Raw genomic sequence first — 26,360 nt, forward strand, 5'->3', positions numbered from 1 at the left:
GGCTTTTCTTCACAAAAGTATTGCGCTTGCCGGTCGTCGTCCGTAATATACGCGGCCTGCACCAACGCAATCGCGGCGCTGCAGAAGCAACAAACGGGCGGTTAGCTCAGCGGTAGAGCACTACCTTGACATGGTAGGGGTCACAGGTTCGAACCCTGTACCGCCCACCACGAAGTTCCCCAGGGGGCTGTCGTGAGGATCAAAAGCCCGGCCCTGGCGCCGGGTTTTTACGTAGAAGCACCAGCCTGCGGGCTGCACGGAATATTTGGGCGGTTAGCTCAGCGGTAGAGCACTACCTTGACATGGTAGGGGTCACAGGTTCGAACCCTGTACCGCCCACCACCGGTTCCCGGCATGGCCGGAGCAGCGGTGGAAACGATGAAAGCCGGCCCGGGGCCGGCTTTTTTGTGCCTGCGATCCGCGCTCGTTCCAGCCTGGCCGGCTTGCTGCCAGCGTCAACTGCGTTGCTCGACACTGGCGCTGCGCTGCAGCTGCCAATGACCATCCACGCGCTGCCACAGTTGCAGCATTCCCCGGGCGTGCGACTGCCCGCGCTGTATACCGTCGGCATCACCGTGCACGCGAGCGTGGGCCACCTGCAGTACGCGATCCGCACTCAGGCGCAGGATCTGCACGCTCTGGCTGTCCGTCTGGCCGTAGCTGGCATGCGCGCGGACGGCACGTTGGGCGTCGGCCTGCAGGATCTGCATCCGCAGCGAATCGCTTCCGGTACCGCCGTCGCGGTTGCACAGACCGGCCATCAACAGCAGCAGGGCAAGCATCGGCATGGCACGGTGCTCCGGAGAAGGGAGCCCAGCGTTGCACTGTGGCCTGCGCTGTGAAATCGGCATGCGACGAAGACCGGAAAAGCGCGTGCCAAGTGCCGTCTGCAAGGATGAATCCGGGCCGCAGAAAAAAGGGCCGCCCAATCGGACGGCCCGGTGCAACGCCCAGTGCAGACGGGGCGCCTCATCCATGCAGGAACTGTGGCCGGGAAGCCGAAGTCAGGTCCTGCGCTGGATGGGGTGGATCAGGGAACCTGGCAGCAGACGCGTCCGCCGCTCCAGCGGCCGTTGCCGCCGTAAGGACAGCCCGGCGTGTACTCACAGCCCGGTGCGAACCCGGTCTTGGCCGGGGTGGTCGCGAAGGCCTGCGCGGCGCCGAATGACATGGCGGCCACGACGACGAGGCCGGCAATGGACGAGAACAGCTTCTTCTTTCCGATCATCTGTATCTCCTTTGCAGCGCTTCGAGGCGGGTTACATGGGATCGCAGCAGGCCAGCAGGCCGTGGGAGCCTGCGTTGCCATAGGGGCAGCTCGGATGTTCCTTGCACCCCGGCGCGAAGCCGGTCTTCACCGGCGTGGCGAAGGCCTGTGCGGCCCCGAATGACATTGCAGCAACGATGACGATACCGGCGACGGACGAGAACAGCGTTTTCTTCCCGATCATGTGTATCTCCTTCAGTTGGTGTGGCTTCCCGGATTCATTGCGTTGGCGACGGCCTGGACAGTGCCGGCGTCGAGCTGGCCGACATGCTTGTAGGCGATGCTGCCATCTGCGGCCAGCACCATCAGCATTGGTGTCAGCGTGGCGCGGTAGCGCTTGGAGACTTCGCCCTGATCGTCCACGGCGATCGGAAACGCCAGCGCGTGCTTGCCTGCGTAGTCGGCAAGCTGGTCGTACGGTGGCAGGCCCACGCCCACCAGCTCGGCACTGCCTCGCGCAGCCGCGATCTGCTGCAGTTGTGGCACCGAGGCCAGGCAGTAACGGCAGGCGGTAGAGAAGAAGTAGAGGATCTGCGGCACGCCGCGCGCGCCACCGATATCGACATGGGTCTGCTGCGTCGTCCGCAGGGTCAACGGTTCAGGCCGGGTGCCGGTTGCAAGGCCATGCGCGTCCAGCTGCGTCTGCTGCAGCTGCGCCGCCATCTGTTCGTTGAGCTGCCGCAACTGGCGGTTCTGCCAGGAGAGCATGATGACCAGTGCGGCCAGCAGCAGGGCGACTACGGGAAACAGTGCACGCTTGAGCATCGATCATCCTTGAACGCCGCGTTGCATCGACCATACCGGAGAGAGCAACAGGAATGTCAAGCTTTTGTATCATCGGTGACGCAGTTCCCAAACCTCCGGACGCCACCATGAGTGACCATGCTCCCGTTTCCCGGCCTAACCCGATCATCGAACTGCTGTTCGGCGGCAACATGCTGGAAGGCACCTTCAAGGCCGTGATCTGGGTCGCACTGCTGTCTGCGGTGCTGGCCTGGACGACCTTCCGCTGACGCGACGCTCAGGCCGCAGCGAAGGCCTGGCGCAGGCTGCGCAGCGTCGCCTGGCGATATTCGGCCGCACACGGCTCGCCCATTTCCAGCTCCTGCAGGCGCAGGCCGACCAGGGTCATCGACAGTGCGTATCCGCGCGCAGCATCGGCAGCGCGTGACAGGCCGAGTGCACGTCGGGTCAACGCGTCCACATGAGCCATGTCCGGCAGCAGGCCCAGGTAGGCGCGCTCGGCGCTGTCCAGATCCGGCGCGCGCAGGATCGCGTTGGCATCGGCGGTGGGGGTGACAGCGGCCATGCGGGATCCTTGTTGTCCGTGGGGCGGATGCAGGTTCGGTCAGAACGCGCGCATCAGCGAGATGAAAGCGGAGGTCTGGCTGCTGCGCCGTGCCATCGGGCTGTCTTCGACGGCATCACCGAACCACTGGTTGGCGACGACGCCAGTTGCGCGCCATTTCGTACCCAGGGGCGTGCTGACCGCGATCTGCAGGCTCGGCGAGGTGGCACTGCCGGGCGTGTAGGCCGCCAGCCCGGAGCGCAGCGCTTCTTCGTCACTGATGCCGTAGTAGTAGTCGAGCAGGCGGGCGCTGGAATGCACCACGCCCACGCGCGGCACCCAGGTGAAACGGCCGGCCTGGATCGGATAGCTGTAATGCAGGCTGGATTCAACACCGCCGCCGTGCCCGCTTACTTCGCGCTTCACGCTGGCCGCCACCGCGCCCCAGTCGGCGCTGTAGTCGGCATTGATGCCGACCATCGCCGACATCTGCCGGCTATGCAGGCGGCGCAGCTGCGGATCGTTCACGTCGTCGGTCTTGAAGCGCAACGTGTAGGGCGTCGCCACCGCCGACAGGCGCAGGCCGTCGGCCTTGTAGAGGTTCATGCCAAGCGAACCGGGGCTGGCGAAGAAGCGCTTGCCCTGCCAGGACAGCGCCGGCAGCACCAGCGGCTTGTCGTCATAGTGCGCGTAGGCGCCAGTGGTCGCGCCGAAGGTGATGCCGGCCTGTACCCCCGGAGCCTGTTCCTGCGCGGTGGCCAGCAGCGGCGTGGAGAGAGCGACGGTGCACAGCAGGGGGCGCAGCAGGGCGGGGGACAGTGAGGTCATCGATGTAGTGCGTTGCAGGGATGGCGATGCATGCTGCGCGCGCAACATTGTCGGAACATTGCGCAGGCGCAATCTGCTGGCATCGCCGCCACCTGCACGCCGAAGGCACTATGATCGGCACCGTTTCCGGTTGCCGAGCCCCCGATGCGCATTCTCCTGGTCGAAGATGACCCCGATCTCTCGCGAGCCCTGCAGTCCGGGCTTGAGCGCCAGGGTGTGGTCGCCGACGTGGTCGGCAGCCTGGCCGAGGCTGCGCTCGCCCTGCGTGAGCCGGTGCATCAGCTGATGCTGCTCGATCGGCAGCTGCCCGATGGTGATGGCGTGGGCTTCGTGGCGACCGCCCGTACGCTGCGGCCGAACCTGGCGGTGATCATGCTCACTGCCAAGGGCGGGCTGTCGGACAAGGTGGAAGGACTGGACGTCGGTGCCGATGACTACCTGGTCAAGCCGGTGGCGATCGAAGAGCTGATGGCGCGCATCCGCGCCGTCTCGCGTCGACCGTCGGCGATGGTGACCCCCCGGTTGCGGCTGGGCCGGCTGGAGTTCGATTTCGAATCGCTGCAGGCGCAGGTGGACGGCCAGCCGGTTGCACTGCCGCGGCGGCAGGTGCTGGTGCTGCAGGCGCTGGCGATGCGGCAGGGGCGCACGGTCACCCGCAGCGCGCTGGAAGCGGCGGTGTACGGATTCGATGATGAGATCCAGTCCAATGCGCTCGATGCGCACATTTCAAAGCTGCGCAAGGCGCTGCAGCAGGCCGGGGCAGGCGTGGAGATCCACGTGATCCGCGGCGTTGGCTACCTGCTGGCGGAGGCCTGAGATGGCACGACCGATCCGTTCGATCACTCTTGGACTGGCATGGCGGCTGTTCCTGGCGCAGGCCTTCACGGTGTTGTTCGCCGTCGTCGCGCTGATCCTGACCTGGGGCGACAAGGACACCTGGGGCATGGACATGTTCATGGCCGAGAGCGCAGCCAATGCGGTGCACAGCGAAGGCGGCCGTCTGGTGCTGGACGAAGCGCGCTGGCAGAAGCTCGATGCGCGTGCCGGTGGCAACCTGTGGTTCGCGGCGGTGGACGATCGCGGTGCATGGCTGCAGCGCGGCACGCTGCCTGCCATCCACGCGCCGCTGCTGGCCCGCCTGCCGACACTGGGTGCCACCGAGCTGGGTTCGCTGGTGCCGCCGTACCTGGATGTGGCGCGGGTGATGATCCGCAACGAAGACGGCCGCCGCATCACGGTGATGGTGGGGGGGGCGCCGAAGGGCGGCCTGCTGGATGGCGCATTGATGGTGCTGCGGTTGATTGGCCTGTGGTTCTTCCTGCCGTTGATCGTGGTCACGCTGCTGGTGATGCCGACGGTGATCCATCGCGCCATGCGTGGCGTGCGCCGGTCCGCGCAGCAGGCCAAGGAGCTGGATATCGGCCAGCCCGGTGCGCGCCTGGATGCGCAGCTGGTATCGACCGAGGTCGCGCCTCTGGTCGAAGCGTTCAACGATGCGATCGACAAGGTGCAGCAGGGCTACGCAGCACGCGATAAATTCCTGGCCGACGCCGCCCATGAGCTGCGGGTACCGATTGCGGTGGTGCAGGCGCGCCTGTCGCAGTTGCCGCAGGGGGAGCTCAAATCGCAGCTGCTGACCGATGTCGCCCGTCTCGGCAACGTCGCCGAGCACCTGCTCGACCTGCAGCGCCTGGACCGGAACGTCGCAGCCTTGCAGCGCCTGGACCTTGCGCATGTCGTGCGCGAAGCGGCCGCCGACCTTGCGCCTCTGGTGGTTGGCGCCGGCTACGGCTTTGAAGTGGATGCGCCGGAGACGCCGGTGTGGATCCATGGCGATGGCCTCGCTCTGGGGCGGGTGATTGCCAACCTGGTGCACAACGCCATCGTCCATGGCGGCGGGCGCGGCACCATCTGCGTGCGTCTGGACCGGCAGGGCCTGCTGGAGGTCAGCGACCAGGGCGCCGGCGTGCCGGTCGGTGACCGCGAGGCGATCTTTGAGCCGTTCCACCGCCTGCGTGCTGCTGGCAGTGGCAGCGGCCTCGGCCTGCATCTGGTCAAGGAGATCGTGCAGCACCACGGCGGCACGGTGAGCGTGGGCGAGGCCGTCGGCGGCGGCGCGAGCTTCCGGGTCAACTTCCACCGCGGCAGCGTGCGTCGCTAGCCGAGCGCTGACAACGCCACACGGTGTTGCCTGATGGCTGGGTGAGGCCGCGCCTCGGCACGCTGTGTCGATGGCAGCCGATCGGACCTTGTCGCCCTTGTTTGGCCCCGCGTGCGCTGCCGCTCTGGTTGCCGGTGCGTTGGTCTGCGTGCTGCTGCCGGTGTTGCCACCGCTGTGGGCTTCTGTTGCGGCGACCGTCGTGGCCGCGTTGGGCTGGGTGTTGCGCTGGCGCGGACGCGCGGCGGCTGCGTTGTTGTTCGGCTTGGCCTGGACTTGCTGCCACGGGTATTGGGCAATGCAGACGCAGCTGCCGGCCGGTTCTGCTGCGCAGGATGTGCTCGTCCGGGGGCAGGTCATCGATCTGCCGAAGGAAACGCCTGCACACACCCGCTTCGAATTCCGGGTGGATGCGTCCGATGCGATGCCGACGCTGCGTGGAAAGCGGCTGCAGGTGCTCTGGCACGCGCCACGGGGTGGGCCGACCGACGCCGGGCTTGATCAGAGACGTCTCCTGCACGCCGGGGCGGATTGGCAGTTGTCGCTGCGCGTGCGACCACCACGTTCACGCATCAATCCGGGGGGCTTCGATGGCGAGCGGCATGCGCTGCTGCGTGGGCTGGCAGGGAACGCCAGCGTGCGCGACTTGAATTCCACGCGACAGCTGCGCCCTGCGCATGGTCTACCTGCGTGGCGCGAGCGCACCAGTGCCGCCATTGCCAGGCAGGTCGCACACCCGTCTGCACGGTTCATCCAGGCCCTGGCGCTGGGCGATACCCGTGGCCTGTCCGACGTCGACTGGGCGCAGCTGCGTGCGCTGGGCCTGACCCACCTGATCGCCATCTCCGGCTTCCATGTCGGTCTGGTCGCGGGCTTCGCCGCATTGCTGTGTTCTGCGCTCTGGCGATCCTGGCCGGGGCTTGCCAGGTTCTGGCCACGACCGCAGGCGGCGGCCTGTGCGGCAGCGGTGGCTGCGTCCGGCTATGCCGTCGTTGCAGGCAGCGAGCTGCCGACCGTGCGTACCGCACTGATGATTGCGGTGCTGGCCCTGGCGCGCGTCGCCCGCCGTCCGGTGACGGTAGCGCAGGGGCTGGCGCTGGCTGCGCTGGCGATGCTGCTGCCGGCGCCGCTGTCGGTGCTGTCTGCGGGCTTCTGGCTCAGTTTCGGCGGCGTTCTGTGGTTGCTGTGGTGCCTGCCGCAGGGGCGGCCGAAAGGGGGCGCCGCAATGCTGCGCGGCGCTCTGGCAGGGCAGGGGGTGGCCAGTGTCGCTCTGTTGCCGCTGGCAGTGGCACTGTTCGGTGGCAGCGCACGGCTGGGGCCGCTGGTGAACCTGCCGATCATTCCACTGTGGAGCCTGCTGGTGGTGCCTCTGGCTCTGCTGGGAACCGCTGTGGAGGCCCTGCGCACCGGGGCAGGGCAGTGGCCTTGGCGCACGGCTGCCTGGGTGTTCGAGGCCAGTTGGCAGCTGCTGCAACCCTTGGCCGAGCACCCGCAGGCGATGTGGTGGCTGGCGCAGGGGCCGGCCTGGGCGTTGCCGGCGGCCTTGCTGGGGGTGTTCTGGTGGCTGTTGCCACGCGGTGCTGGGGCCGGGCTTGCCGGTTCTCTGCTGTGCCTGCCGTTGCTGTGGCCGGCACGGTCGGGGCCGCAGCAGGGTGAGCTGGAACTGGTGGTGCACGATGTCGGCCAGGGCGCGGCGGTGCTGCTGCGGACCGCCCAGCACGCACTCTGGTACGACGTCGGCCCGCCGGCCGGCGGCGAAGGCGAGGAGCGGATGCTGCTGCCGACGTTGCGGGCGCTGGGACAGGAGCCGCCGGCACGGGTGATGATCAGTCACGACCACCTGGACCACAGCGGCAACCTTGCCGCGCTGCGCCGGCAATGGCCGGGTCTGCACGTACTGGCTCCACCGGGCAGTGCGATTGCCACGACCGGCAGCTGCCAACAGGGCCTGCGCTGGCAATGGGACGGGCTCGATTTCCAGGTGCTGCATCCGCCCGCCGCGTTCCCTGCCGCTGGCGGGAAGGGCGCCGACAACGAAGCCAGTTGCGTGCTGCGGGTTGCTGGCGCGCACGGGGTCGTGCTGCTGCCCGGTGACATCGGCCGGCAGGGCGAGCAGGCGCTGCTGGCGGGCGCCGCCGATATGCTGCGTGCGGACGTGGTGCTGGTGCCCCATCACGGCAGCGGAGGCAGTTCCACGCCGGACTGGGTGAAGGCGGTGGCGCCGCAGCTGGCGCTGGTCTCGGCCGGGCACCGGAACCACTTTGGCCACCCGAAACGTGACGTGGTGCGGCGCTGGCAGGCGGCGGGCGCCGAAGTGCTGTCCACCGCCGAGTCCGGCGCGATCCGCGTATGGCTTGGCGCACAAGGCCTGCAGCTGCGTGAACAGCGTATCCACGCCGCCCGGTGGTGGGATGCCGCTGGGCGGGCGCGGTCGGCTGCTATCCTATCGCCGATCGAACAAGCGGCCGCTGGGCCGGAGGGTTGAAACGTGTGGGAACTGGTCAAGGCCGGTGGCTGGCCGATGGTGCCGCTGCTGCTGTTGGGCGTACTGGCTTTGGCGATCGTCCTGGAGCGTTTCTGGTCCTTGCGGCGTAACGAGGTGCTGCCGCCTGGCCTGGGCCAGGAGGTGCGCAACTGGGCCGCGCGCGGCAAGCTGGACCCGGCGCACCTGCAGACCCTGCGTGCCAATTCACCGTTGGGTGCCCTGCTGGCCGCCGCGCTGGAAGCGCGCAACCGCCCGCGCGACCAGATCCGCGAGCGCATCGAGGACACCGGTCGCCATCTGGTGCACCGCATGGAGCGTTTCCTCAACGCGCTGGGCACCATCGCCTCGGCCGGCCCGTTGCTGGGCCTGCTGGGCACCGTGGTCGGCATGATCCAGATGTTCCTGGGCATCCTCGACCACGGCGTGGGTGATGTGAACCAGCTTGCCGGCGGTATCGGCAAGGCACTGGTGTGCACCGCCACCGGCATGATCGTGGCGATCCCGGCGCTGATGTTCCACCGCTTCTTCAAGGGCCGCATCCACGGCTACGTGGTGGAGATGGAGCAGGAAGCCAGCGCGCTGCTGGATACGCTGGATGGCCGCCCCGGGGTGATGACTCCGGCCCCCGCCACGCGCGCGCCCTCCGCCGCTACGGCAAAGGCCTGATCGATGCGTATCGGCAACGACCGGGCCCAGGATGAACCGCATATCGACCTGGTGCCGCTGATCGACGTCATCCTGGTGCTGATCATCTTCTTCGTGGTCACCACGACCTTCGACGCGCGATCGACCCTGCAGGTGCAGCTGCCGACCGCCAGCCAGCAGCAGACCAACGAGCCGCCGCGCTCGCTGAGCGTGCTGATCAACGCTGACGGCCGCTACTTCGTCAACGATCAGGAAGTGCTGCGCAGCGACGTCGAGTCGGTCAAGCAGACCATTGCCGCCGTTGCCGGCAGCGACCGCGAGCAGACCGTGCTGCTGCGCGCCGACGCGCGCACTCCCTACCAGGCCGTGGTGACCGCGCAGGATGCGCTGGGCCAGCTCGGTTTCCGTCGTATCGCCATTGCAACAGCGCCAGAGGTGCGTCCATGAGTTCCCATCACGCGCCGGTGTGGCCGATCTACAAACGACTGCTGGGCTATACCCGCACCTACTGGGTATTCATGGTGGCGGCGGTGATCGCCATGGTGGTCGAGGCCCTGGCCGGCTACCACTTCACCAAGCTGATGGAACCGCTGGTCAATGACGGCTTCGTCGACCCGCAGCCGCGCGCGGCCGTGGTGTTGCCGCTGACCATCCTCGGCCTGTTCCTGATGCGCAGCGTGGCCACCTGGGTCAGTGACTACACCCTGGCCAAGACCGGTCGCAGCGTGGTCCGTGACCTGCGTGAGCAGGTACTGCAGAAGTACCTGCACCTGCCGTCCTCCCATTTCGATGCCGAAGCGACGCCGGTGATGGTCAGCCGCCTGAACTTCGACACCGAGCAGGTCACCCAGGCCAGCGCCGATGCGCTCAAGACCGTGGTGGCCGACACCCTGACCATCATCGCGATGCTGGCGGTGATGCTGCAGATGAGCATCAAGGTGACCCTGGCCATGCTGGTGGTGGTGCCGCTGATCGGGGTGATCGTGTCCTACGTGGGCAAGCGCTACCGGCGCATCAGCCGCGGCATCCAGGACGGCATGGGCACCATGGCGCAGACCGCCGAGCAGTCGCTGGCCGCGCAGCAGGAAGTGAAGGTGCACGGCACCCAGCAGCACGAGATCTCGCGCTACTCGCGCCTGGCCAACCGCATGCTGGCGCTGAACATGAAGGTGGAGGTCACCCGTGCCGCCGCCTCCAGCGTCGTCCAGTTCCTGGCAGCGCTGGCATTGGCGGTGATCGTGTGGGTCGCCACCCGCGAAGCACTGGCCGGCAAGCTCAATGCGGGCCAGTTCATGGGCCTGATGACCTCGATGATGGCCATCATTCCGTCGCTGCGCCGGCTGACCAGCGTGCAGACCTCCATCTCGCGCGGCGTGGCTGCGGCCGAGCGCCTGTTCGGCATCATCGACATGCCCGTCGAGCGCGACGACGGCAAGCACGCGGTGCAGCGCGTACGCGGCGAGCTGGCCTTCGAGCATGTCATGCTGCGCTACCGCGAAGACAGCGGCATTGCCCTGGACGACATCAATTTCGTTGCCCGCCCGGGCACGGTCACCGCCATCGTCGGCCGCTCCGGCAGTGGCAAGACCAGCCTGATCCGGCTGGTGCCGCGTTTCTACGAGCCCAATGGCGGGCGTATCCTGCTCGACGGCGTGGCCCTGGATGAGTACCCGCTGGCCGATCTGCGCCGGCAGGTGGCCATGGTCGGGCAGAAGGTCATGCTGTTCGACGACACCATCGCGGCCAACATCGCCTACGGCATGGATGCCACCGACGAGCAGATCCGTGCAGCTGCCGAGGCGGCCAATGCGTGGGAATTCATTGCACGCATGCCGCAGCAGCTGCAGACGCCGGTGGGCGAGAATGGCGCGCTGCTGTCCGGCGGCCAGCGCCAGCGCCTGGCGATCGCCCGCGCCATCCTGCGCGACGCACCGATCCTGATCCTGGACGAGGCCACCGCGGCGCTGGACAACGAATCCGAGCGCCTGGTGCAGGATGCGCTGCAGCGCTTGATGCCCGAGCGCACCACGCTGGTGATCGCGCATCGCCTGTCGACCATCGAGCATGCCGACCAGGTGCTGGTGATGGACCATGGCCGTATCGTTGAGCGCGGCACCCACCAGGAACTGCTGTCGATGGGCGGCCTGTACCAGCACCTGCACAACATGCAGTTCCGCGAAAGGCAGGACTGATGGCGGGCAACGGTACCCAGACCCCGCCGTACTGGTACGACGGCAGCCCCGCTCCGTGGCCGATGCGACTGCTGGCGCCGCTGTATGCCGGCGTCACCGCGCTGCGCCGGCGCCTGTACCGGCGTGGCTGGCGCAAGCGCCATGCACTGGCGGTGCCAGTCATCGTAGTCGGCAACATCACCGCCGGCGGCACCGGCAAGACGCCGCTGACCATCGCCCTGGTCGATCGGCTGCGGGCCGCGGGCTGGAAGCCCGGCGTCGCCAGCCGCGGCTACGGCCGTGAGCAAGCGGACAGGGCACGTTGGGTGGAAGCCGATACGCCGACCGCCCTGGGGGGCGACGAGCCGGTGCTGATCGCCTGGAAGACGGGCGTGCCGGTACGCGTGGACAGTGATCGGGTGGCGGCGGGCAAGGCGCTGATCGCGGCCGGCTGCGACGTGATCGTCTGCGATGACGGGCTGCAGCACTACCGCTTGGCGCGCGACATCGAGATCGAGGTGGTCGATGCCCAGCGCCGCTATGGCAATGGCCGGATGATCCCCGCCGGACCGTTGCGGGAACCGGTCAGCCGTGCCGCTGAGTGTGATTTCCGGGTGGTCAACCTGGGCCAGGCGGATGAAGCGGCCGCTGCCCAGTCCTGCGGCTTCGGCCAATGGCCGATGTCCCTGCACATCGACAGTGCACAGCCGCTGGCCGGCGGGCGCGCACGTCCCCTTTCGTACTTCGCGGGCCAGCGCGTGCACGCCGTGGCCGGCATCGCCAATCCGCAACGCTTCTTCGACATGCTGCGCGCGCGTGCGATCGGCGTGGTGCCGCACGCCTTCGCCGACCATCATGCCTACCAGCCGCAGGATCTGTCCTTTGGCAGCCAGTTGCCGGTGCTGATGACCGAAAAGGACGCGGTGAAGTGCCGCGCGTTCGCCAACGACTGGCAGTACGCCGTGCCGCTGCGTGCCGAGATGCCTGCTGCTTTCTGGATCGCGTTGACTGACCGACTGGACAAGCTGCGTCCGAACTGAGGGGCCGTGCGACGCTTGCAAATGCACGTCGCCGGCCGCATTCCTGCTGTATCGCGCCTTCCGAGTACCGCCCGCATGACCGACTTCGTTGTTGCCATCCCGGCCCGCTATGCCGCTTCGCGGCTGCCGGGCAAGCCGCTGCGCCTGCTGGGCGCAGAGCCCATGGTGCTGCATGTGGCGCGCCGCGCGCTGCAGGCCGGCGCAGGTGAGGTATGGGTCGCAACCGACGACCAGCGTATTGCCGACGCATTGTCCGGCCTGGGGGAAGTGAAGGTAGCAATGACCGCTGCCTCGCATGCCTCGGGCACCGATCGCCTGGCTGAGTGTGCGCGCATCGCTGGCTGGGCCGATGACACCGTGGTGGTCAACCTGCAGGGTGATGAACCGTTCGCGCCGGCTGCCGGCATCCGCGCCGTGGCCGAGGCACTGGTGGCGGGCAACGCCCCGATGTCGACCCTGGCCACGCCGGTCGAGGATGCACACACGCTTTTCGACCCGAATGTGGTCAAGCTGGTGCGCAACGTACGCAACGAGGCCCTGTACTTCAGCCGTGCGCCCATCGCCTGGCATCGCGATGGCTTTTCCCGCAGCCGCGACACCCTGCCCGAGGGCCATCAGTGGCTGCGCCACATCGGCATCTATGGCTACCGTGCCGGCTTCCTGCAGCAGTTCGCCTCGATGCCGCCGGGAATGTTGGAGCAGGTGGAATCGCTGGAGCAGCTGCGTGTGCTGGAAGCGGGCTTCCCGATCGCCGTGGCGATTTCGCCCGAACCCTTCCCGCCGGGCATCGACACCCCTGAAGACCTGCAGCGCGCCGAAATGCTGCTGCAGGCGATGGCGGTGCGATGAGGCTGCTGGTCGTCTGCCTGGGCAACATCTGCCGCTCGCCGATGGCCGAAGGCGCGCTGCGCGCCCGCCTGGAGGGCTCTGCGCTGGCCGGGCGGGTGCAGGTCGATTCGGCCGGTACCGGCGACTGGCACGTGGGCCAGCCACCCGACCGGCGTGCCATTGCATGTGCGGCGGGCCACGGTGTGGATCTTGGCGGCTTGCGCGCGCGGCAGCTGCAATCGCATGACTTCGACGCTTTCGACTGGATCCTGTGCGCCGACGAGGCCAACCTGCGTGATGCCGCACGCCTTGCCACTGCCACCCAGCGCGAGCGCCTGGCGCTGTACCTGCCGTGGTCGGGCGGGCAGGGCGAACGTGCGATTCCCGATCCCTATACCGGTGGCAGCGATCATTTCGAACAGGTCTGGTCGCTGGTCGACGCTGCCGCCGAACGCACTGTGGCACGCCTGTTGCATCACGCCGACTCCGGCATAATCGGGCCATGAACATCCAGCCCGTTCCGGACCTTCCCGAGTTCGCCGCCTGGCTCAATGCCGCGCCCTGTACCCTGACCGAACTGCGTGGCCGGCCGGTCGCGCTGTTGTTCGTCAACGCGGCTTCCGCATGGAGCGCGCAACGGCTGGCCGAGTTCAGCCAGTGGCTGTCACGCCACCCCGGCAAGCTGCAACCTCTGGTGCTGCAGGTGCCGCGCTTCGACTTCGAGCGTGATGCCACGGCTGCGCTGAAACTGCTGCGCCGCCAGGGCCTGACCATGCCGGTGCTGCTCGATGCCGACTGGGATGGCTGGCGCCGCTTCGGCGTCAGCGCCTGGCCGACCATGGTGCTGCTGGACGCCCAGGGCCGCGAACAGCAGCGCTTGATCGGCCAGGGCGTGCCCGGCGAGCTGGAGCGGGCCCTGAATGCCCTCTGCGAGGGCGCGCCGTCGGCCCCTTCGCGCGGCGGCAGTGAACTGCACCCCGAGCCGCGCCAGGCGCTGCGGTTCCCGATGGGTCTGGCGGTGAACCAGGAACGGTTGTACATCGCCGACAGCGGCCACCACCGCATCCTGGAATGCAGTCATGGCGGCCGGGTGCTGCGCCAGTTCGGTCTGGGGACCGCCGACTTCATGGACGGCAACCTCGCCGAAGCCGCTTTCCACAGGCCACAGGCGCTGGCGCTGGAGCGTGAGTCGCTGTACGTGGCCGACACCGGCAACCATGCCGTGCGCCGCATCAACCTGCTGACCGGCCTGGTCGATACGCTGTGTGGCAACGGCCGTGCGGGCGCCCCCGTGGAAGGGCCGGTGACGCAGCCACGGCAGGTGTCGCTGGATCATCCGGTTGGCCTGGCCATCGCCGAAAACCAGCTGCACATCGCCATGGCCGGCGACAACCGCATCTGGAGCTACCACCTCGGCCAGCGCAGCCTGCAGTGGCGCGCCGGCAGCGGCGCCATCGACGAGCGCGACGGCAGCGGCCATCTGGCGGCGTTCGCTCAGCCCACCGCCGTGGCCGTGGTCCAGCAGGTGCTGTACGTGGCCGATGCGCTGGGCTCTTCGATCCGTTCATTGCAGTTGCGCGGCGACCTGGTGCAGACCCTGGTCGGGCAGGGCACCTGGCGTTTCGGCGAGGACGATGGCCCGCGTGCGCAGGCCAGCCTGCAGTTTCCACAGGCGATCGCACTGAGCCCGGATGCCCCGTTGCTGTGGATCGCCGATACCGGCAATGGCCGCCTGCGCACGTTGCGCCTGGGCGGCGGCGAACTGACCACCCAGCCCTTGCCGCGGCGACTGCATGGCCCGGCCGGGCTGGCCGTCGGTGCCGGCGCGGTGTGGATCGCCGAAACCGATTCCCACGCCGTACTGCGCCTGGACCCTGACAGCGGCGTGCTCAGCGAAGTGCCGATCAGCGAATGACCGTTGTTCCTGTCCCGACCTTCGATGGCAAGGCATTCGCGGCCCAGCTGAGTACCGCCCCGGGCGTGTACCGCATGTACGCGGCCGACGACACACTGTTGTACGTCGGCAAGGCCCGCGCGCTGCGCAACCGCGTGGGCAGCTATTTCAACGGCAGTCCGAAGAACGCGCGCATCATGTCGATGCTCTCGCAGATCGTGCGCATGGATGTGACCGTAACGCGCTCGGAAGCCGAAGCGCTGCTGCTGGAAAACCAGCTGATCAAGTCGCTGTCGCCGCGCTACAACGTGTCCCTGCGCGACGACAAGACCTATCCGCATGTGCTGCTGACCCGCGAAGACTGGCCGCGCATCGCCCTGCATCGTGGCCCGCGTGCCATTCCCGGGCGCTATTTCGGGCCGTATCCCGGCGTCACCGCGGTGCGCGAGACGCTGAACCTGATGCACAAGCTGTTCAAGCTGCGCAGCTGCGAAGACAGCGTGTTCCGCAACCGTTCGCGGCCCTGCCTGCAGTATCAGATCGGACGCTGCAGCGCGCCGTGCGTGGAACTGGTGCCCGCATCGGACTACGCCGAGTCGGTGCGCCGCGCGGCGATGTTCCTGGAAGGCAAGAGCGATGAGCTGACCCGGGAGCTGGGCGAACAGATGCAGGCGGCCAGCGAAGCGCTGGAATTCGAGCAGGCCGCGCGCCTGCGCGATCTGATTACTTCATTGCGCAGCATGCAGACCCGCCAGTACGTGGACGGCCGCGCGGCCGACCTCGACGTGCTGGCGGTGGCCATGCAGGGCTCGCAGGCCTGCGTGATGCTGCTGGCCTTCCGCGATGGCCGCAACCTGGGCACCCGCCCGTTCTTTCCCCGCACCAATGGCGAGGAAAGCCCGGATGAAGTGCTGGCGGCCTTTGTCTCGCAGTACTACATCGAATTCGAGCCGCCGCGCGAGATCCTGCTCGACCGCGAAATTCCCGATGCCGATCTGATCGGTTCTGCACTGTCGGCCTCGGCCGAGCGCAAGGTGCAGTTGAAATGGAACGTCCGCGGCGAGCGCGCCGGCTACCTGGAACTGGCCAGCCGCAACGCACAGTTGACCCTGGCCACCGAGATCAACAGCCGCACCGCGCAGCACGCGCGCAGCGAAGCGCTGCGGGTGATGCTGGGGCTGGCCGAACCGGTGAAGCGGGTGGAGTGCTTCGACATCAGCCATACCATGGGCGAAGCCACCGTGGCCTCGTGCGTGGTGTTCGATGCGGCCGGTCCGGTGCGCGCGCAGTACCGCCGCTTCAACATCAGTGGCATCGAGCCGGGCGATGACTACGCCGCGATGCGCCAGGCGATCGACCGCCGCTTCCGCCGTGCAGTGGAAGAGCAGGGCGTGCTGCCGGATGTGCTGCTGATCGACGGTGGCGCCGGCCAGCTGGCACAGGCCCAGGCGGCGCTGGCCGATCTGGGCGTGGAAGACGTGCTGCTGGTGGGCGTGGCCAAAGGCGTGGAACGCCGTGCCGGCCACGAAGCGCTGGTGATGCCCGATGGCCGCGAACTGCGCCCGGGTGCGGCCGATCCCGCCCTGCAGTTCATCCAGCAGGTGCGCGATGAAGCACACCGCTTCGCCATCACTGGCCATCGCGGGCGCCGGCAGAAGGCCCGGATGACCAGCAAACTGGAAGACATCCCCGGCATCGGGCCGCGACGGCGCGCCAGCCTGCTGAAGCATTTTGGCGGTCTGGTCGGCCTGAAAGCAGCCGGAGAAGCGGAAATTGCCAAGGTGGAAGGCATCAATGACGCCCTCGCAGCGCGCATCTACGCTAACCTGCACGGGTTGGCCGCGCCGGATCCGGCCGAGTAGAGAGAGAATAAAGCCGCATGACGTTGACCCTGCCCACCTGGCTGACCCTGTTGCGGATCGTGATGATCCCGGTGCTGGTGCTGGTGTTCTACCTGCCCTACACCTGGACCAACTTCGCATCGGCGGCGATCTTCGGCCTGGCTGCGATCACCGACTGGCTCGATGGCTGGATCGCGCGGCGCTACGGCCTGGAATCGGCGTTCGGCGCCTTCCTGGACCCGGTCGCGGACAAGCTGATGGTGGCGGTGGCGCTGTTCCTGATCGTGCAGGGCCACCCGACGCCGTGGATGGCGTTCTGGGCGGCGGTGATCGTCGGCCGCGAGATTGCGGTGTCGGCGCTGCGCGAGTGGATGGCCGAACTCGGCCAGCGCGCCAAGGTGCGGGTGGCGATGATCGGCAAGGTCAAGACCACCGCGCAGATGGTCGCGCTGCTGTGCCTGCTGTATTCGGTGGCGCCGAACGTTCCGGTCGACGACATCTGGATGGGCCCGCCGGTATTCCATATCGGTGACTGGACCCTGGCCATTGCCGCCGTGCTGACCCTGTGGTCGGGCCTGCAGTACCTGCACGCCGCCTGGCCCAGCCTGCGTGACGACGAGCGCGCCGCGCGCGAGCGTGCGCGGCAGAAGAAGCTGGGCAACTGAGTACCGGGGTCGGATCCCTTTCCGCAGGAAAGGGCTCTGACCCCATCGCTGTCACCATCCACGCATGGCATGGATCTACTGGGCATGTGTTCTACGCGGGATACCTCATCCACGCATGGCGTGGATCTACGGGAATGTGGGTCTGCGGTAGATCCACGCCATGCGTGGATACGCAATGTCGGCCACTCCCGCAAATCCCTGAAAAAAAGCGCTTGACGCAATCCTTGGAACAGGTAAAATTTCGCCTCCCAAGCGGGAATAGCTCAGTTGGTAGAGCGCAACCTTGCCAAGGTTGAGGTCGCGAGTTCGAGTCTCGTTTCCCGCTCCAGATTCAAGAAAAGCGCTCCCGAAAGGGGGCGTTTTTCGTTTGGCCGGAGCGGCTTCATCCCCACTTCACCGCCACTCCATCGCCTCACCATCTGCCGATCCCACGCTGTACTCCCGGATCCAGCAAGGTGATGCCGCGATGCCTCACACTCCCCCTGCCAACGACTACGACGTGGTCATCGTCGGCGCCAGCTTTGGCGGTGCCGCCTGCGCACTCGCCGCCGCTCAGTACGGCCTGCGCGTCTGCGTGCTCGAGCGCAAGGCCGACCCTGGCGAACGCCTGCACACCACCGGTATCGTGGTGAAGGAGGCGATGGAACAGACCTGGCTGGGGCGCATGCCCGATCATCTCGTGCAACGCGTCGCACGCGTGCGCCTGTATGCGCCGAACCTGCACAACGTGCTGCTGACCGCACCGGGTTACTACTTCCTCACCACCGATACGCCGAACCTGATGCGCTGGCTGGCCAGCGAACTGCGCGCCAGTGGCGTGGACCTGCGGCTGCAGCAGTCGTTCACCGACGCCTGCCGCGACGGCGACGCGTGGCAGGTTGAAGGGGTGGGGCGCACGGCCTGTCTGGTCGGCGCTGATGGCGCACGATCACGTGTTGCCCAGCGTACCGGCCTGGGCCAGGTGCGCGACAATCTGTATGGCGTCGAGCGCGAGTTTGCCGGCGTGCAGCTGCCGGAAGGCGATGCCTTGCACTGCTTTGTCAGCCGCCGGTTTGCACCCGGCTACATCGGCTGGGCCGCGCAGAACCCCACCGGCGTGCAGGTGGGATTGGCGCTGCGCCATGATCCAGCACATGCACGCGCGCCGGATATCGAGGGATTCCTTGAACACGTGCGCGACGTTGTGGGACTTCCGCACTCGGCCCAGGTTGCCGCCACCCGCGCGGGCCTGGTGCCCTGCGGGTTGCCGGATGGCCCGATCACCGCGCCGGGCGTGATCCTGACCGGTGATGCGGCAGGTGTCGTCTCGCCGCTGTCGGCCGGCGGCATCCACTCGTCATGGCGGCATGGCTGGGCGGTCGGTGATGCGATCGGGTTGCACCGGCGCGGCACGGGGCCGGCCGCAGAGCAGGTGGCGCGTCAGGCCGCCCCCACCTTTCACCGCAAGCGCATGCTGCGCTGGGCAATGGACCACCTGCAGCGGGACTGGCCGGTCAATGCGCTGCTGCGCACCGGCCCGATGCGCCGGCTGGCCGAGCAGATCTACTTCCATCGGCGGGGCGTGCGGATGTGATCCTGAAGCTGAACGCTGCTTCATGAGAGGGCAGCAGAATCCTGTTGACGCCGTGCAGCAATCCCGACACAATAGCGCTCCTTCGACGCAGGTCGAACGGAATCTGCGGGAATAGCTCAGTTGGTAGAGCGCAACCTTGCCAAGGTTGAGGTCGCGAGTTCGAGTCTCGTTTCCCGCTCCAGATTCAGAAAAACGCTCCCGCAAGGGGGCGTTTTTCGTTTGCGCACCGGAAAGGGATTGTGATCGCTAGCGCGGGCTGCCTCGGCCCGCACCGCACCAGGTTCGCACGTCCGCACGATCGAAGCCGGTGCAGGCGTTCTTCCGCGTGATGTACAGATACGGGGCGTCGGCCCGGTAGGTGAAGTGGTAGTAGTAGTTCCGGTCCTGGCCGTACAACCAGTAGTTCGACGAGCCCTCGTTGATCACGTAGGGCTCGAAGGAAAAGATCGACGACTGCGCGGGAATGAAGTTGCTGCGGTCCATCAGCAGCATGGCCGCGTTCGACGCCAACGGAGTGGTCAGGCAGATCGCCGTTGTGGCCACGATGAGCACGGTCGCGAAGATGCCGAGCGTACGGCGAAGGGCGGATTTCAAGCGTATTGCCTGCCGGTGGAAGCGTTCAGGACACTGTGCCGCAGCGCCCGCGGACAGTCCAGCGTTCAGCTTGGCGGCGCCGATGAAAGGCTGTGGAAAGGCCGAGGGTTCGCAATGCATGCACCGCACACGCGCTGTAACGCACCTCCGACCGATTCTCCATGTCCACTCCACAATCGCGGCGTAGCCTCCTCGGCTTCTCTCTCCACGAAGGCGGGCGGGTGGCCAGTCGCATCACTTTCCCGGCAGCGTTCGCGCGCCGGTATGGCGTCGTCCCACGCATCGTCCTGGGTACCGGGGCGCTGCTGACCAGCATGATGCTGGTGGGCTGCATGTCGGTGCCGGTTCCCGATCTGCCTGATCGCGTACCAGCAGTGTGGAGTCAGACCGCGGCAGGGCAGGGCGTAGCGGTCGACGCGCGGCAGTGGTGGAAGGTGCTGGCCGATGCGCGCTTGAACGCGCTGGTGGACCAGGCCGTCGCCGGCAATCTGGATCTGCGCCAGGCCACCCTGCGGTTGCAGGCGGTACGCCTGGTGTCGGGCACCTCCGATGCGCGCTTCCGTCCGGAAATCTCCGCCAGTGCCAAGCAGGTTCAGGACGCCGCCGCGGTCGACACGTACTTCCACGCCGGCGTTGAAGCGATCTGGGATCTTGGCCTGTTTGGCGCAGCGGAGAGTGCCCGTCTGAGCGCGCAGGCGGCCAACGGAAATGCCGAAGCACTGCGCGATGCGGCACAGGTGGCGGTCATCGCTGATGTGGTGCGCAGCTACCTGGATCTTTCCGTCGCGCAGGCGCAGGTGGATCTGCTGGGCAGGCAGCAGCCCGTTGACGCACGTGGCGAGCAACTGGGCCTGGTGCGGCAGCGCCTGCATCTGGACGAGCCCGGTGAACTGGATCGCCTGCGCGCGCGGCGGGCGGCCACGCGCGCGGCCATTGCACAGGCGAATGAAAACGCGGGCAACGCCGCGCGCGCGTTGGCGCTGCTGCTGGGTCGCGATGGTCCGGATCCGGCCTGGAATGCCTACCGCACGCCACCGCAGTTGAGCGCCTTCGCCCTGCAGCAGGTACCCGCCGATCTGCTGCGCCATCGCCCGCAGATCCTGCTGGCCGAGGCTGATGTGCTGCAGGCTGCTGCCGAAAAGGGCAGTGCGCGCGCGTCGATGTTTCCGAAACTGAGCCTGGGCGGTTCCATCCTGTACGCCTACAACCTGACCCAGAACGCTCGCTCCAATTCTGATTCCAGCCCATCGATCGGTCCCTACATCGATATCCCTTTGTGGGATTGGGGCCAACGTCGCGCGCGCTATCAATCCGACGACAAGCAGCTGGATGCAGCCTTGCTGGGGTATCGCAAGGCAGTGCTGCAGGGCGTGGCGGAAGTGGAGGGTGCACTGGGCAGCCTGGCCCGCCAGGACAGCAGCATCCAGTCGCTGCAGGTGGCCGACGAAGCAGCCCGGCAGCAGGTCGTACGACAGGCCCGGCAGGTGCAGCTTGGTCTTTCCAGTGAGTTCGACGGGCTGGAAACCCAGCGTGCCGCGCTGTCCGCGCAGGCCGACCTGATCGGCGCGCAGGGTGCTCGCGTAGTTGCATTCGCGTCGCTCTATCGCGCAGTGGGCGGCGCCCCCTTGCCGGCCGAGCCTGAAGGCGACGCGCAATGATCGCGCTTGCCCGCAAGACCCTGGTTTACGAGTGGCGCCGTTTCCTGCCGGTAGTGCTGGCCATGTGTTTCGCCGGCGTGCTGCTGATCGTGCAGGCGGCGCTGGTGCTGGGCATCTTCGGCACCGCCGCGATCTACGTGAAGGCGTCCAGCGCCGATGTCTGGGCGGGCTTTGCCGGCACGCAGAGCGTGAACTACGGTCATGCGATCAGTGCGGATGTAGAGAATCGCCTGCGGATGGATCCGGATGTCACCCGCGTCGAACCCTACGAGTGGGTCGATGGCGAGTGGCGCTCCAGCGCACAGGGTGCCGGCAACGTGTCGGTGTATCTGTCCGGCATCTCCACGGCAGGCAACGCGATGATGTTCTCGCGCATCCTGTCGCCCGATCTGCGCGCCCGGTTGCGCGAACCCGGTGCGGTGATCGTCGACAGCGCGGACCTGGATACGCTGGGCGTCGATCTGCACAGTAGCGGCGCGTGGATCAATGGCAAGGCCGTGCGTGTGGTTGCCGCGCAACCCGGCCTGCGTGGCCTTGGCGGCGTCAACGTGCTGGCGTCTTTGGATACCGCGCGTGCCATCGCCGGAACCGATCCGCATGAAGGCAGCACCTATTTCGTGGCGGGCACGCGCTCACCGGAGCTGGCCGCGCGCGTGCGCGATCGCCTCAGTGCATCGACGGGCCGCGCCACGCCCGTCGAGTTCTGGACAGCGCCGGAGTTCGCCAGTCGTTCGCAGCAGTACTGGCTGTTCGATACCGGCGCCGGCATCGCAGTGCTGTTCATGGCGGTCATTGTCTGCTTCGTCGGCGCGGTGATCACCAACCAGTCATTTGCCGCAGTGGTGGCCGGGTCGGTACGCGAGTACGCCACCCTCAATGCGCTCGGCGCAGGCCGCTACGCGCTGGCCCGCGTGGTGTTCGAACAGGCCGTGCTGATCGGTGGAGTCGGCATGCTGCTGGCCGCAGCCTTCAGCGCGGTGGTGCTGCTGGCCGCGCAGACCCAGCGCGTACCGGTACAGCTCACGCCGATGGTGGTTCTTGGCTGCGTGGCGCTGGTCGCGGTGATGGCCATGCTGTCGAGCATCATGGCGGTGCGCAGCGTCGTCCGTTCCGATCCATCGCTGCTGTTGCGTTGAGGGGCCACCGATGACGAATGCTCCCATCGCAATCCCGACCCTGCGTGCCGACGCACTCGAAAAGGGCTTCGTGTCCGGCGATGTGCATGTGCCCGTGCTGCGTGGCCTGTCGCTGGACATCTATCCCGGCGAATTGACCCTGGTATCGGGCCCGTCGGGCTGCGGCAAGAGCACGCTGCTGTCGCTGATGTCCGGGCTCTCAACGCCTGATGGCGGTCGCGTGCATGCGCTTGGCCAGGACGTCAGCCACATGACCCGCAGCGAGGTGGAGCGCTTCCGTCTGCACCACGTCGGTTTCGTGTTCCAAGGCTTCAACCTGTTCCCGGCGCTGACGGCGCTGGAGCAGGTGCAGCTGCCGTTGGGCTATTGCGGCATGCGCAACCGCGACAGCGAGCCGTTGGCGCGGCAGGCGCTGGACGAAGTCGGCCTCTCGCACCGCAGCCACATGCGCCCGGCACAGCTGTCCGGCGGCGAGAAGCAGCGCGTAGCCGTCGCCCGTGCGTTCGCCAAGTCACCCACGCTGATCTTCGCCGATGAGCCCACCAGCGCACTGGACGCCGAGAACGGCCAGCGCGTGATCGACATCCTGCACCGTTATGCACGCGCGCATCGGGCCACAGTGTTATGTGTAAGCCACGATCCACGACTGATCCGCCATGCGGATCGGGTGATCGCCATGGAAGACGGCACGGTCCGCGATGACCGCCGCCAGAACGAAACCGCAGAGCCCAGCCCATGACCAGAATGCCGCCATTGTTCTCCCTCAGCTTCTCCTTGGGCGCGGCATTGCTGCTGGGTGCCTGCAGCAAGGATGCACCCGTACCCGCGCAGCCGACCGCTGCCACGTCCGCCAGCGCGGACAACGTCGCCGTCGCCCGCGGCACCATCGATGTGGAAGGCGGGCTGATTGCACTGGTACCAGCGATGGAGGGTTCGGTCAGCAGCACGCCGGTGAAGGAAGGGGCGGTGGTGCGCAAGGGCGATGTCCTGCTCACCCTGGATGGCGCACTGCTTGAACAGGAGGTGGGCATGGCCAATGCCGATCTCGCGCTGGCCATCGACCGGCTGAAGGGCAGCCAGGCGCAACTGCGCGAACTGGAGCGCAACGCCGCCCGCCTGGTCACCGGCGCCAGCGAAGGCGTGTCGTCCAGCCAGCAGGCCGACGCAGCCAGGCAGCAGCTGGCCGGCGTTCGCGCCGATGTGGATGTGGCCGGAGCGCAGGTCGACATGGCCCTGCACAAGCTGGAGCACGCCAGGCTCAAGCTGCGACAGATGTCGCTGACCGCACCGGACGCCGGCACCGTGGTCGGCCAGGTGCCGGGCGTGGGTGCGTTCGTGCAGGCCGGCAAGCCGGCGATGTCACTGTTGCCGGCGCGACCGTTGCAGGTGCGTGCCGAGCTGAGTGCGGCCTACGCCGATGCCGTGCAGGTTGGCATGCGCGCGACGGTGGTGATCGATAGCGATGGCGCAGAGGGCAAGCCACTGCCGGTGGCACGTGTGGTCCGCATCAGCCCGGTGTTCGCGCAGGCACGATTGCCCGAAGACGCAGGGCGCGGCGTGGCCAAGGTGGTGGAGTGCGTTCTGGAATTCGATAGCGCCGCCAAGGCGCGCGTCGGCCAGCATGTGCGGGTGGAGTTCCACAGGTAGGGGCGTGCTTCGCTAGGCGCGCGCGCGTCGGGTCTGTTTCCGGGTCAACGCCCGCCACGCACTGGCCAGCGACACCACGCACAGCGCCAGCAGCACAGCCAGGTCGAGCAGCAGCAGGCACAGCAGATGCATGCCCTGCACCGGTGCCTGGTGCAGGGCAGCGGCCAGCCACGGGAACGACCAGGCCAGCAGCAGCACCAGGGCGATCAGCAGCCGCAACCACACGCGCCCTGGTTTCCAGGGACGCACGATCAGCACGGTGACCACCAGTTCCGCTCCGGCCAGTACAGCGAACTGGATGACCGCGCCGGTGGGGTAGGGCAGGGTGCCGCCTTCGAAGTGGCGCAGCATCCAGTAGTCCGGGGTGAAGCCCGCATTGATCAGTGCAGCAATCACCGCAAGCCAGGCCAGGGCGACAAGGCTCCAGCACAGGCGGGCGAAACGAGGTCTCGTGGGCGGGTTCATCGGTGCTGCGGACTGTTGACGGCGTGAAGGAATTTGGACACAATAGCGCTCCTTCGACGCAGGTCGGAGAATCTGCGGGAATAGCTCAGTTGGTAGAGCGCAACCTTGCCAAGGTTGAGGTCGCGAGTTCGAGTCTCGTTTCCCGCTCCAGATTGCACAGGGCCCCGGTTGGGGCCTTGTTTTTCTCCCGCCACGGCAAGGCGGGGCACGTTGCGCCACAAGGCTCTTCGCGCAGTCAGAAAAGTGAAAACTGTTGTGAAATGGCTGGTGTGTGTCCCGGGCTTCCGGTACCATGACGGCTTATGCGGGAATAGCTCAGTTGGTAGAGCGCAACCTTGCCAAGGTTGAGGTCGCGAGTTCGAGTCTCGTTTCCCGCTCCATGTTCCGACATGGCCCCATCGCGGGGTTTTGTCATGTCAGGGGCGTCGTTCCTGATCGCAGTACGTTGGCCTCATGGCAGAGTGGCTATGCACCGGATTGCAAATCCGTTTACAGCGGTTCGATTCCGCTTGAGGCCTCCAATTGAAAAGCCCTGACTCCGGTCAGGGCTTTTTTCTTTGTGCGGACCCCTGGCGCCAGCAGGGGTACCAGACTGCACATGCGACCCGGCGGAACCGCTGCTAACGTCGCCGCACTCCTCTTCAGCGGTGGTGACTGCAGTGCGGAACCTGGCCATCCAGCAGGCGGTGTACGTTCCCCTCGGCGCCATGCTGGCGCTGATCGCTTTTGCATTCACCGTGCCCGGCTACCACCCGCTCTCCCAGCATCTCAGCGAGCTGGGCCTGATGCCGGGGCTGCCAGCCAAGGCGGTGCAGGTCGGCGCAGTGGTCAGTGGCTCGGCCATCATCGTCTTCAGCCTTGCGTTGCTGGCGCAAAGCCGCCGTTTCGCGCTCACGGTGCTCACCTCCACCCTGTTCGGGGTGTCCATGGTCAGCAATGGCGTCTTCACCACGGGCAGCCCGCTGCATGGCCTCTATGGCATCGGCATCTTCTCGATCCTGACCCCGCTGCTGTTCCTGGCCGAGCTGGGCCCTGCTGCGTCGACGCGGATGGCCTGGATTGCGCGTGCCATCTCGCTGCTGGGGATGGCCTATCTGTGGCTGATGCTTTCCGGCTTCGACCCGGAGCCTTATCGCGGCCTCACCCAGCGCATCGCGGTGCTGCCGGCGTTCGGCTGGTACACCTTCGCCGCGCTGGAGCTGCGGAAACGCCCCGCTGGCACCTGAATTGCCCTTGCCCGCTACAATCACCGCATGAGCGCGATCGATCATTTCCGCGGCGGGCTGCTCGGGCTGGCGTGCGGCGACGCTGTCGGCACTACCGTCGAGTTCCAGCCACGCGGCAGCTTTGCCACGCTCACCGACATGGTGGGGGGCGGCCCCTTCAAACTGCAGGCAGGGCAGTGGACCGACGACACTTCGATGGCGATGTGTCTGGCCGAGAGTCTTGTGCGCTGCGAGGGGTTCGATGCACGCGACCAGATGACCCGCTACGCCAATTGGTACCGGCACGGCTACTGGAGCGCGACTGGCGAATGCTTCGACATCGGCATGGCCACGCGTGCTGCGATCGAACGGTTCCTGGCGAGCGGTGAGCCGCTCGCGGGCAACGACGATCCGCGCAGTGCAGGCAACGGTTCGATCATGCGCCTGGCCCCTGTGGTACTGCGCTACGCCGGGCTTCGGGAGCTTCCGGTCATGGCCGAGCAGAGTTCGCGCACCACCCATGCCGCGCAAGAGTGCCTGGATGCCTGCCGACTGCTGGCTGTTGCAATGGAGCGTGCACTGGCGGGCTTGCCGAAGCAGAAGGTACTGGCCCTGCATGATGTTCCCCTGCAGGGTGAGCGCCTCCAGTCCATTGCAGCGGGGGCCTACCAGAACACCACGCGCGATCGGATCCGCGGTAGCGGATACGTGGTCGACAGCCTGGAAGCGGCGCTCTGGTGCTTTCACCGCCATGAGACGTTTGCCGACGCAGTGCTGGAGGCTGCCAACCTGGGCGACGACGCGGATACGACTGCGGCGATCGTCGGCCAGTTGGCCGGTGCGTTCCATGGCGCGGCCGGTATTCCACAGCTCTGGCTGCAACGTCTGGCCCTGCGCGAGGCCATCGAAGATCTGGCCGATCGGTTGCATGCACGCAATGAGGCTGCGCGGGGCGGTCGCTGACCGGCGTGC

At 67.2% G+C, this 26,360-nt stretch carries 28 protein-coding genes and 7 tRNA genes; 27 read left to right on the forward strand and 8 right to left on the reverse strand.

Going from position 1 to position 26,360, the window contains the following annotated elements:
* The first annotated feature begins 95 nt into the window (after window positions 1-95).
* Together D0Y85_RS07145 and D0Y85_RS07150 are read left to right on the forward strand one after the other, a co-directional pair.
* Window positions 96-170 (forward strand) — tRNA-Val (locus D0Y85_RS07145).
* A gap of 97 nt (window positions 171-267) precedes the next feature.
* A tRNA-Val gene (locus D0Y85_RS07150) sits at window positions 268-342 on the forward strand.
* A gap of 113 nt (window positions 343-455) precedes the next feature.
* Here the strand turns inward: D0Y85_RS07150 and D0Y85_RS07155 are convergent.
* The 4 genes from D0Y85_RS07155 to D0Y85_RS07170 form a co-directional block, all read right to left on the reverse strand.
* On the reverse strand, window positions 456-788 hold the full coding sequence (locus D0Y85_RS07155) for a hypothetical protein (RefSeq protein ID WP_117309979.1): 333 nt from the start codon (window positions 786-788) through the stop codon (window positions 456-458).
* Between the two features lie 242 nt (window positions 789-1,030).
* Window positions 1,031-1,228, reverse strand: coding sequence for a hypothetical protein (locus tag D0Y85_RS07160; RefSeq protein ID WP_117309980.1), 198 nt, complete (start codon window positions 1,226-1,228; stop codon window positions 1,031-1,033).
* Window positions 1,229-1,259: 31 nt separating this feature from the next.
* On the reverse strand, window positions 1,260-1,451 hold the full coding sequence (locus D0Y85_RS07165) for a hypothetical protein (protein ID WP_117309981.1): 192 nt from the start codon (window positions 1,449-1,451) through the stop codon (window positions 1,260-1,262).
* A gap of 11 nt (window positions 1,452-1,462) precedes the next feature.
* A complete protein-coding gene (locus D0Y85_RS07170) occupies window positions 1,463-2,032 on the reverse strand; it encodes a TlpA disulfide reductase family protein (protein ID WP_117309982.1) in 570 nt (189 codons plus the stop codon).
* Window positions 2,033-2,139: 107 nt separating this feature from the next.
* Between D0Y85_RS07170 and D0Y85_RS20530 the strand changes: the two genes are divergently transcribed.
* On the forward strand, window positions 2,140-2,280 hold the full coding sequence (locus D0Y85_RS20530) for a hypothetical protein (protein ID WP_162887621.1): 141 nt from the start codon (window positions 2,140-2,142) through the stop codon (window positions 2,278-2,280).
* Between the two features lie 8 nt (window positions 2,281-2,288).
* Here the strand turns inward: D0Y85_RS20530 and D0Y85_RS07175 are convergent, their stop codons facing one another.
* Together D0Y85_RS07175 and D0Y85_RS07180 are read right to left on the reverse strand one after the other, a co-directional pair.
* Window positions 2,289-2,576 (reverse strand): hypothetical protein, encoded by a 288-nt coding sequence (locus tag D0Y85_RS07175; protein WP_117309983.1) that lies wholly within the window; start codon window positions 2,574-2,576, stop codon window positions 2,289-2,291.
* 39 nt (window positions 2,577-2,615) lie between these two features.
* Window positions 2,616-3,383 carry a MipA/OmpV family protein gene (locus tag D0Y85_RS07180; RefSeq protein WP_117309984.1) on the reverse strand — a complete coding sequence of 256 codons (768 nt, stop codon included), beginning with the start codon at window positions 3,381-3,383 and terminating at the stop codon, window positions 2,616-2,618.
* Window positions 3,384-3,527: 144 nt separating this feature from the next.
* Here D0Y85_RS07180 and D0Y85_RS07185 point away from each other — a divergent pair, with 144 nt between their 5' ends.
* The 15 genes from D0Y85_RS07185 to D0Y85_RS07255 all read left to right on the forward strand — a co-directional run bounded on the left by D0Y85_RS07185 (window position 3,528) and on the right by D0Y85_RS07255 (window position 18,864).
* Window positions 3,528-4,199: a response regulator transcription factor gene (locus D0Y85_RS07185; protein ID WP_093817843.1), complete on the forward strand. Its 672-nt coding sequence runs from the start codon at window positions 3,528-3,530 to the stop codon at window positions 4,197-4,199.
* 1 nt (window position 4,200) lies between these two features.
* Window positions 4,201-5,544 (forward strand): HAMP domain-containing sensor histidine kinase, encoded by a 1,344-nt coding sequence (locus D0Y85_RS07190; protein ID WP_032975720.1) that lies wholly within the window; start codon window positions 4,201-4,203, stop codon window positions 5,542-5,544.
* Window positions 5,545-5,614: 70 nt separating this feature from the next.
* Complete coding sequence (locus D0Y85_RS07195; RefSeq protein ID WP_117309985.1) at window positions 5,615-8,026, forward strand: DNA internalization-related competence protein ComEC/Rec2; 2,412 nt, start codon at window positions 5,615-5,617, stop codon at window positions 8,024-8,026.
* Window positions 8,027-8,029: 3 nt separating this feature from the next.
* Window positions 8,030-8,692: a MotA/TolQ/ExbB proton channel family protein gene (locus D0Y85_RS07200; protein WP_117309986.1), complete on the forward strand. Its 663-nt coding sequence runs from the start codon at window positions 8,030-8,032 to the stop codon at window positions 8,690-8,692.
* 3 nt (window positions 8,693-8,695) lie between these two features.
* On the forward strand, window positions 8,696-9,118 hold the full coding sequence (locus D0Y85_RS07205) for a biopolymer transporter ExbD (protein ID WP_117309987.1): 423 nt from the start codon (window positions 8,696-8,698) through the stop codon (window positions 9,116-9,118).
* On the forward strand, window positions 9,115-10,863 hold the full coding sequence (gene msbA / locus D0Y85_RS07210; RefSeq protein WP_117309988.1) for a lipid A export permease/ATP-binding protein MsbA: 1,749 nt from the start codon (window positions 9,115-9,117) through the stop codon (window positions 10,861-10,863). The genes D0Y85_RS07205 and msbA overlap by 4 nt, the downstream gene beginning before the upstream one ends.
* Window positions 10,863-11,882 carry a tetraacyldisaccharide 4'-kinase gene (lpxK, locus tag D0Y85_RS07215; protein ID WP_117309989.1) on the forward strand — a complete coding sequence of 340 codons (1,020 nt, stop codon included), beginning with the start codon at window positions 10,863-10,865 and terminating at the stop codon, window positions 11,880-11,882. The genes msbA and lpxK overlap by 1 nt, the downstream gene beginning before the upstream one ends.
* A gap of 75 nt (window positions 11,883-11,957) precedes the next feature.
* Entirely contained in the window at window positions 11,958-12,731 is a 774-nt protein-coding gene (gene kdsB / locus D0Y85_RS07220; protein ID WP_117311872.1) for a 3-deoxy-manno-octulosonate cytidylyltransferase, read from the forward strand.
* Entirely contained in the window at window positions 12,728-13,216 is a 489-nt protein-coding gene (locus D0Y85_RS07225; protein ID WP_117309990.1) for a low molecular weight protein-tyrosine-phosphatase, read from the forward strand. The genes kdsB and D0Y85_RS07225 overlap by 4 nt, the downstream gene beginning before the upstream one ends.
* Window positions 13,213-14,625: a hypothetical protein gene (locus D0Y85_RS07230; protein WP_117309991.1), complete on the forward strand. Its 1,413-nt coding sequence runs from the start codon at window positions 13,213-13,215 to the stop codon at window positions 14,623-14,625. Before D0Y85_RS07225 ends, D0Y85_RS07230 begins: the two co-directional genes overlap by 4 nt.
* On the forward strand, window positions 14,622-16,466 hold the full coding sequence (gene uvrC, locus D0Y85_RS07235; protein ID WP_117309992.1) for an excinuclease ABC subunit UvrC: 1,845 nt from the start codon (window positions 14,622-14,624) through the stop codon (window positions 16,464-16,466). The genes D0Y85_RS07230 and uvrC overlap by 4 nt, the downstream gene beginning before the upstream one ends.
* Window positions 16,467-16,483: 17 nt before the next feature.
* On the forward strand, window positions 16,484-17,110 hold the full coding sequence (gene pgsA / locus D0Y85_RS07240; RefSeq protein ID WP_093817847.1) for a CDP-diacylglycerol--glycerol-3-phosphate 3-phosphatidyltransferase: 627 nt from the start codon (window positions 16,484-16,486) through the stop codon (window positions 17,108-17,110).
* A 252-nt stretch (window positions 17,111-17,362) separates the two neighbouring features.
* Window positions 17,363-17,438, forward strand: a tRNA-Gly gene (locus D0Y85_RS07245).
* Between the two features lie 138 nt (window positions 17,439-17,576).
* Window positions 17,577-18,683, forward strand: coding sequence for an NAD(P)/FAD-dependent oxidoreductase (locus D0Y85_RS07250; RefSeq protein WP_117309993.1), 1,107 nt, complete (start codon window positions 17,577-17,579; stop codon window positions 18,681-18,683).
* A 105-nt stretch (window positions 18,684-18,788) separates the two neighbouring features.
* Window positions 18,789-18,864, forward strand: a tRNA-Gly gene (locus tag D0Y85_RS07255).
* A 65-nt stretch (window positions 18,865-18,929) separates the two neighbouring features.
* Here the strand turns inward: D0Y85_RS07255 and D0Y85_RS07260 are convergent.
* Entirely contained in the window at window positions 18,930-19,277 is a 348-nt protein-coding gene (locus D0Y85_RS07260) for a hypothetical protein (RefSeq protein WP_240329355.1), read from the reverse strand.
* 314 nt (window positions 19,278-19,591) lie between these two features.
* Here D0Y85_RS07260 and D0Y85_RS07265 point away from each other — a divergent pair, with 314 nt between their 5' ends.
* Genes D0Y85_RS07265 through D0Y85_RS07280 form a run of 4 tightly spaced genes read left to right on the forward strand, consistent with a single transcriptional unit; the run spans window position 19,592 to window position 23,718 of the window.
* Window positions 19,592-20,935 (forward strand): TolC family protein, encoded by a 1,344-nt coding sequence (locus tag D0Y85_RS07265; protein WP_343202873.1) that lies wholly within the window; start codon window positions 19,592-19,594, stop codon window positions 20,933-20,935.
* The gene (locus D0Y85_RS07270; RefSeq protein ID WP_117309995.1) at window positions 20,932-22,071 is read left to right on the forward strand and encodes an ABC transporter permease; all 1,140 of its coding nucleotides are present in this window, start codon (window positions 20,932-20,934) and stop codon (window positions 22,069-22,071) included. Before D0Y85_RS07265 ends, D0Y85_RS07270 begins: the two co-directional genes overlap by 4 nt.
* Window positions 22,072-22,081: 10 nt before the next feature.
* Window positions 22,082-22,810 carry an ABC transporter ATP-binding protein gene (locus D0Y85_RS07275; protein ID WP_117309996.1) on the forward strand — a complete coding sequence of 243 codons (729 nt, stop codon included), beginning with the start codon at window positions 22,082-22,084 and terminating at the stop codon, window positions 22,808-22,810.
* On the forward strand, window positions 22,807-23,718 hold the full coding sequence (locus tag D0Y85_RS07280) for an HlyD family efflux transporter periplasmic adaptor subunit (RefSeq protein WP_117309997.1): 912 nt from the start codon (window positions 22,807-22,809) through the stop codon (window positions 23,716-23,718). The genes D0Y85_RS07275 and D0Y85_RS07280 overlap by 4 nt, the downstream gene beginning before the upstream one ends.
* A 12-nt stretch (window positions 23,719-23,730) precedes the next feature.
* On the opposite strand, the gene D0Y85_RS07285 is transcribed toward D0Y85_RS07280, so the two are convergent.
* On the reverse strand, window positions 23,731-24,183 hold the full coding sequence (locus D0Y85_RS07285) for a hypothetical protein (RefSeq protein ID WP_162887622.1): 453 nt from the start codon (window positions 24,181-24,183) through the stop codon (window positions 23,731-23,733).
* A gap of 74 nt (window positions 24,184-24,257) precedes the next feature.
* Between D0Y85_RS07285 and D0Y85_RS07290 the strand changes: the two genes are divergently transcribed.
* The 5 genes from D0Y85_RS07290 to D0Y85_RS07310 all read left to right on the forward strand — a co-directional run bounded on the left by D0Y85_RS07290 (window position 24,258) and on the right by D0Y85_RS07310 (window position 26,351).
* Window positions 24,258-24,333, forward strand: a tRNA-Gly gene (locus tag D0Y85_RS07290).
* 154 nt (window positions 24,334-24,487) lie between these two features.
* Window positions 24,488-24,563: transfer RNA gene (locus tag D0Y85_RS07295), tRNA-Gly, on the forward strand.
* A gap of 67 nt (window positions 24,564-24,630) precedes the next feature.
* A tRNA-Cys gene (locus tag D0Y85_RS07300) sits at window positions 24,631-24,704 on the forward strand.
* Window positions 24,705-24,890: 186 nt separating this feature from the next.
* Window positions 24,891-25,409 (forward strand): DUF998 domain-containing protein, encoded by a 519-nt coding sequence (locus D0Y85_RS07305; RefSeq protein ID WP_162887623.1) that lies wholly within the window; start codon window positions 24,891-24,893, stop codon window positions 25,407-25,409.
* 27 nt (window positions 25,410-25,436) lie between these two features.
* Entirely contained in the window at window positions 25,437-26,351 is a 915-nt protein-coding gene (locus D0Y85_RS07310; protein WP_117310000.1) for an ADP-ribosylglycohydrolase family protein, read from the forward strand.
* The last annotated feature ends 9 nt before the right edge of the window (window positions 26,352-26,360 follow it).

It is taken from the genome of Stenotrophomonas sp. G4 (assembly GCF_003428825.1).
In the GTDB taxonomy this organism is placed as follows: domain Bacteria; phylum Pseudomonadota; class Gammaproteobacteria; order Xanthomonadales; family Xanthomonadaceae; genus Stenotrophomonas; species Stenotrophomonas indicatrix.

Bases quoted from the DNA above. Each gene is read 5' to 3' on its own strand.
- D0Y85_RS07155 (WP_117309979.1), bottom strand. From the start codon at position 788: ATGCCGATGCTTGCCCTGCTGCTGTTGATGGCCGGTCTGTGCAACCGC.
- D0Y85_RS07160 (WP_117309980.1), bottom strand. From the start codon at position 1,228: ATGATCGGAAAGAAGAAGCTGTTCTCGTCCATTGCCGGCCTCGTCGTC.
- D0Y85_RS07165 (WP_117309981.1), bottom strand. From the start codon at position 1,451: ATGATCGGGAAGAAAACGCTGTTCTCGTCCGTCGCCGGTATCGTCATC.
- D0Y85_RS07170 (WP_117309982.1), bottom strand. From the start codon at position 2,032: ATGCTCAAGCGTGCACTGTTTCCCGTAGTCGCCCTGCTGCTGGCCGCA.
- D0Y85_RS20530 (WP_162887621.1), top strand. From the start codon at position 2,140: ATGAGTGACCATGCTCCCGTTTCCCGGCCTAACCCGATCATCGAACTG.
- D0Y85_RS07175 (WP_117309983.1), bottom strand. From the start codon at position 2,576: ATGGCCGCTGTCACCCCCACCGCCGATGCCAACGCGATCCTGCGCGCG.
- D0Y85_RS07180 (WP_117309984.1), bottom strand. From the start codon at position 3,383: ATGACCTCACTGTCCCCCGCCCTGCTGCGCCCCCTGCTGTGCACCGTC.
- D0Y85_RS07185 (WP_093817843.1), top strand. From the start codon at position 3,528: ATGCGCATTCTCCTGGTCGAAGATGACCCCGATCTCTCGCGAGCCCTG.
- D0Y85_RS07190 (WP_032975720.1), top strand. From the start codon at position 4,201: ATGGCACGACCGATCCGTTCGATCACTCTTGGACTGGCATGGCGGCTG.
- D0Y85_RS07195 (WP_117309985.1), top strand. From the start codon at position 5,615: ATGGCAGCCGATCGGACCTTGTCGCCCTTGTTTGGCCCCGCGTGCGCT.
- D0Y85_RS07205 (WP_117309987.1), top strand. From the start codon at position 8,696: ATGCGTATCGGCAACGACCGGGCCCAGGATGAACCGCATATCGACCTG.
- msbA (WP_117309988.1), top strand. From the start codon at position 9,115: ATGAGTTCCCATCACGCGCCGGTGTGGCCGATCTACAAACGACTGCTG.
- lpxK (WP_117309989.1), top strand. From the start codon at position 10,863: ATGGCGGGCAACGGTACCCAGACCCCGCCGTACTGGTACGACGGCAGC.
- kdsB (WP_117311872.1), top strand. From the start codon at position 11,958: ATGACCGACTTCGTTGTTGCCATCCCGGCCCGCTATGCCGCTTCGCGG.
- D0Y85_RS07225 (WP_117309990.1), top strand. From the start codon at position 12,728: ATGAGGCTGCTGGTCGTCTGCCTGGGCAACATCTGCCGCTCGCCGATG.
- D0Y85_RS07230 (WP_117309991.1), top strand. From the start codon at position 13,213: ATGAACATCCAGCCCGTTCCGGACCTTCCCGAGTTCGCCGCCTGGCTC.
- uvrC (WP_117309992.1), top strand. From the start codon at position 14,622: ATGACCGTTGTTCCTGTCCCGACCTTCGATGGCAAGGCATTCGCGGCC.
- pgsA (WP_093817847.1), top strand. From the start codon at position 16,484: ATGACGTTGACCCTGCCCACCTGGCTGACCCTGTTGCGGATCGTGATG.
- D0Y85_RS07250 (WP_117309993.1), top strand. From the start codon at position 17,577: ATGCCTCACACTCCCCCTGCCAACGACTACGACGTGGTCATCGTCGGC.
- D0Y85_RS07265 (WP_343202873.1), top strand. From the start codon at position 19,592: ATGATGCTGGTGGGCTGCATGTCGGTGCCGGTTCCCGATCTGCCTGAT.
- D0Y85_RS07270 (WP_117309995.1), top strand. From the start codon at position 20,932: ATGATCGCGCTTGCCCGCAAGACCCTGGTTTACGAGTGGCGCCGTTTC.
- D0Y85_RS07275 (WP_117309996.1), top strand. From the start codon at position 22,082: ATGACGAATGCTCCCATCGCAATCCCGACCCTGCGTGCCGACGCACTC.
- D0Y85_RS07280 (WP_117309997.1), top strand. From the start codon at position 22,807: ATGACCAGAATGCCGCCATTGTTCTCCCTCAGCTTCTCCTTGGGCGCG.
- D0Y85_RS07285 (WP_162887622.1), bottom strand. From the start codon at position 24,183: ATGAACCCGCCCACGAGACCTCGTTTCGCCCGCCTGTGCTGGAGCCTT.
- D0Y85_RS07305 (WP_162887623.1), top strand. From the start codon at position 24,891: ATGCTGGCGCTGATCGCTTTTGCATTCACCGTGCCCGGCTACCACCCG.
- D0Y85_RS07310 (WP_117310000.1), top strand. From the start codon at position 25,437: ATGAGCGCGATCGATCATTTCCGCGGCGGGCTGCTCGGGCTGGCGTGC.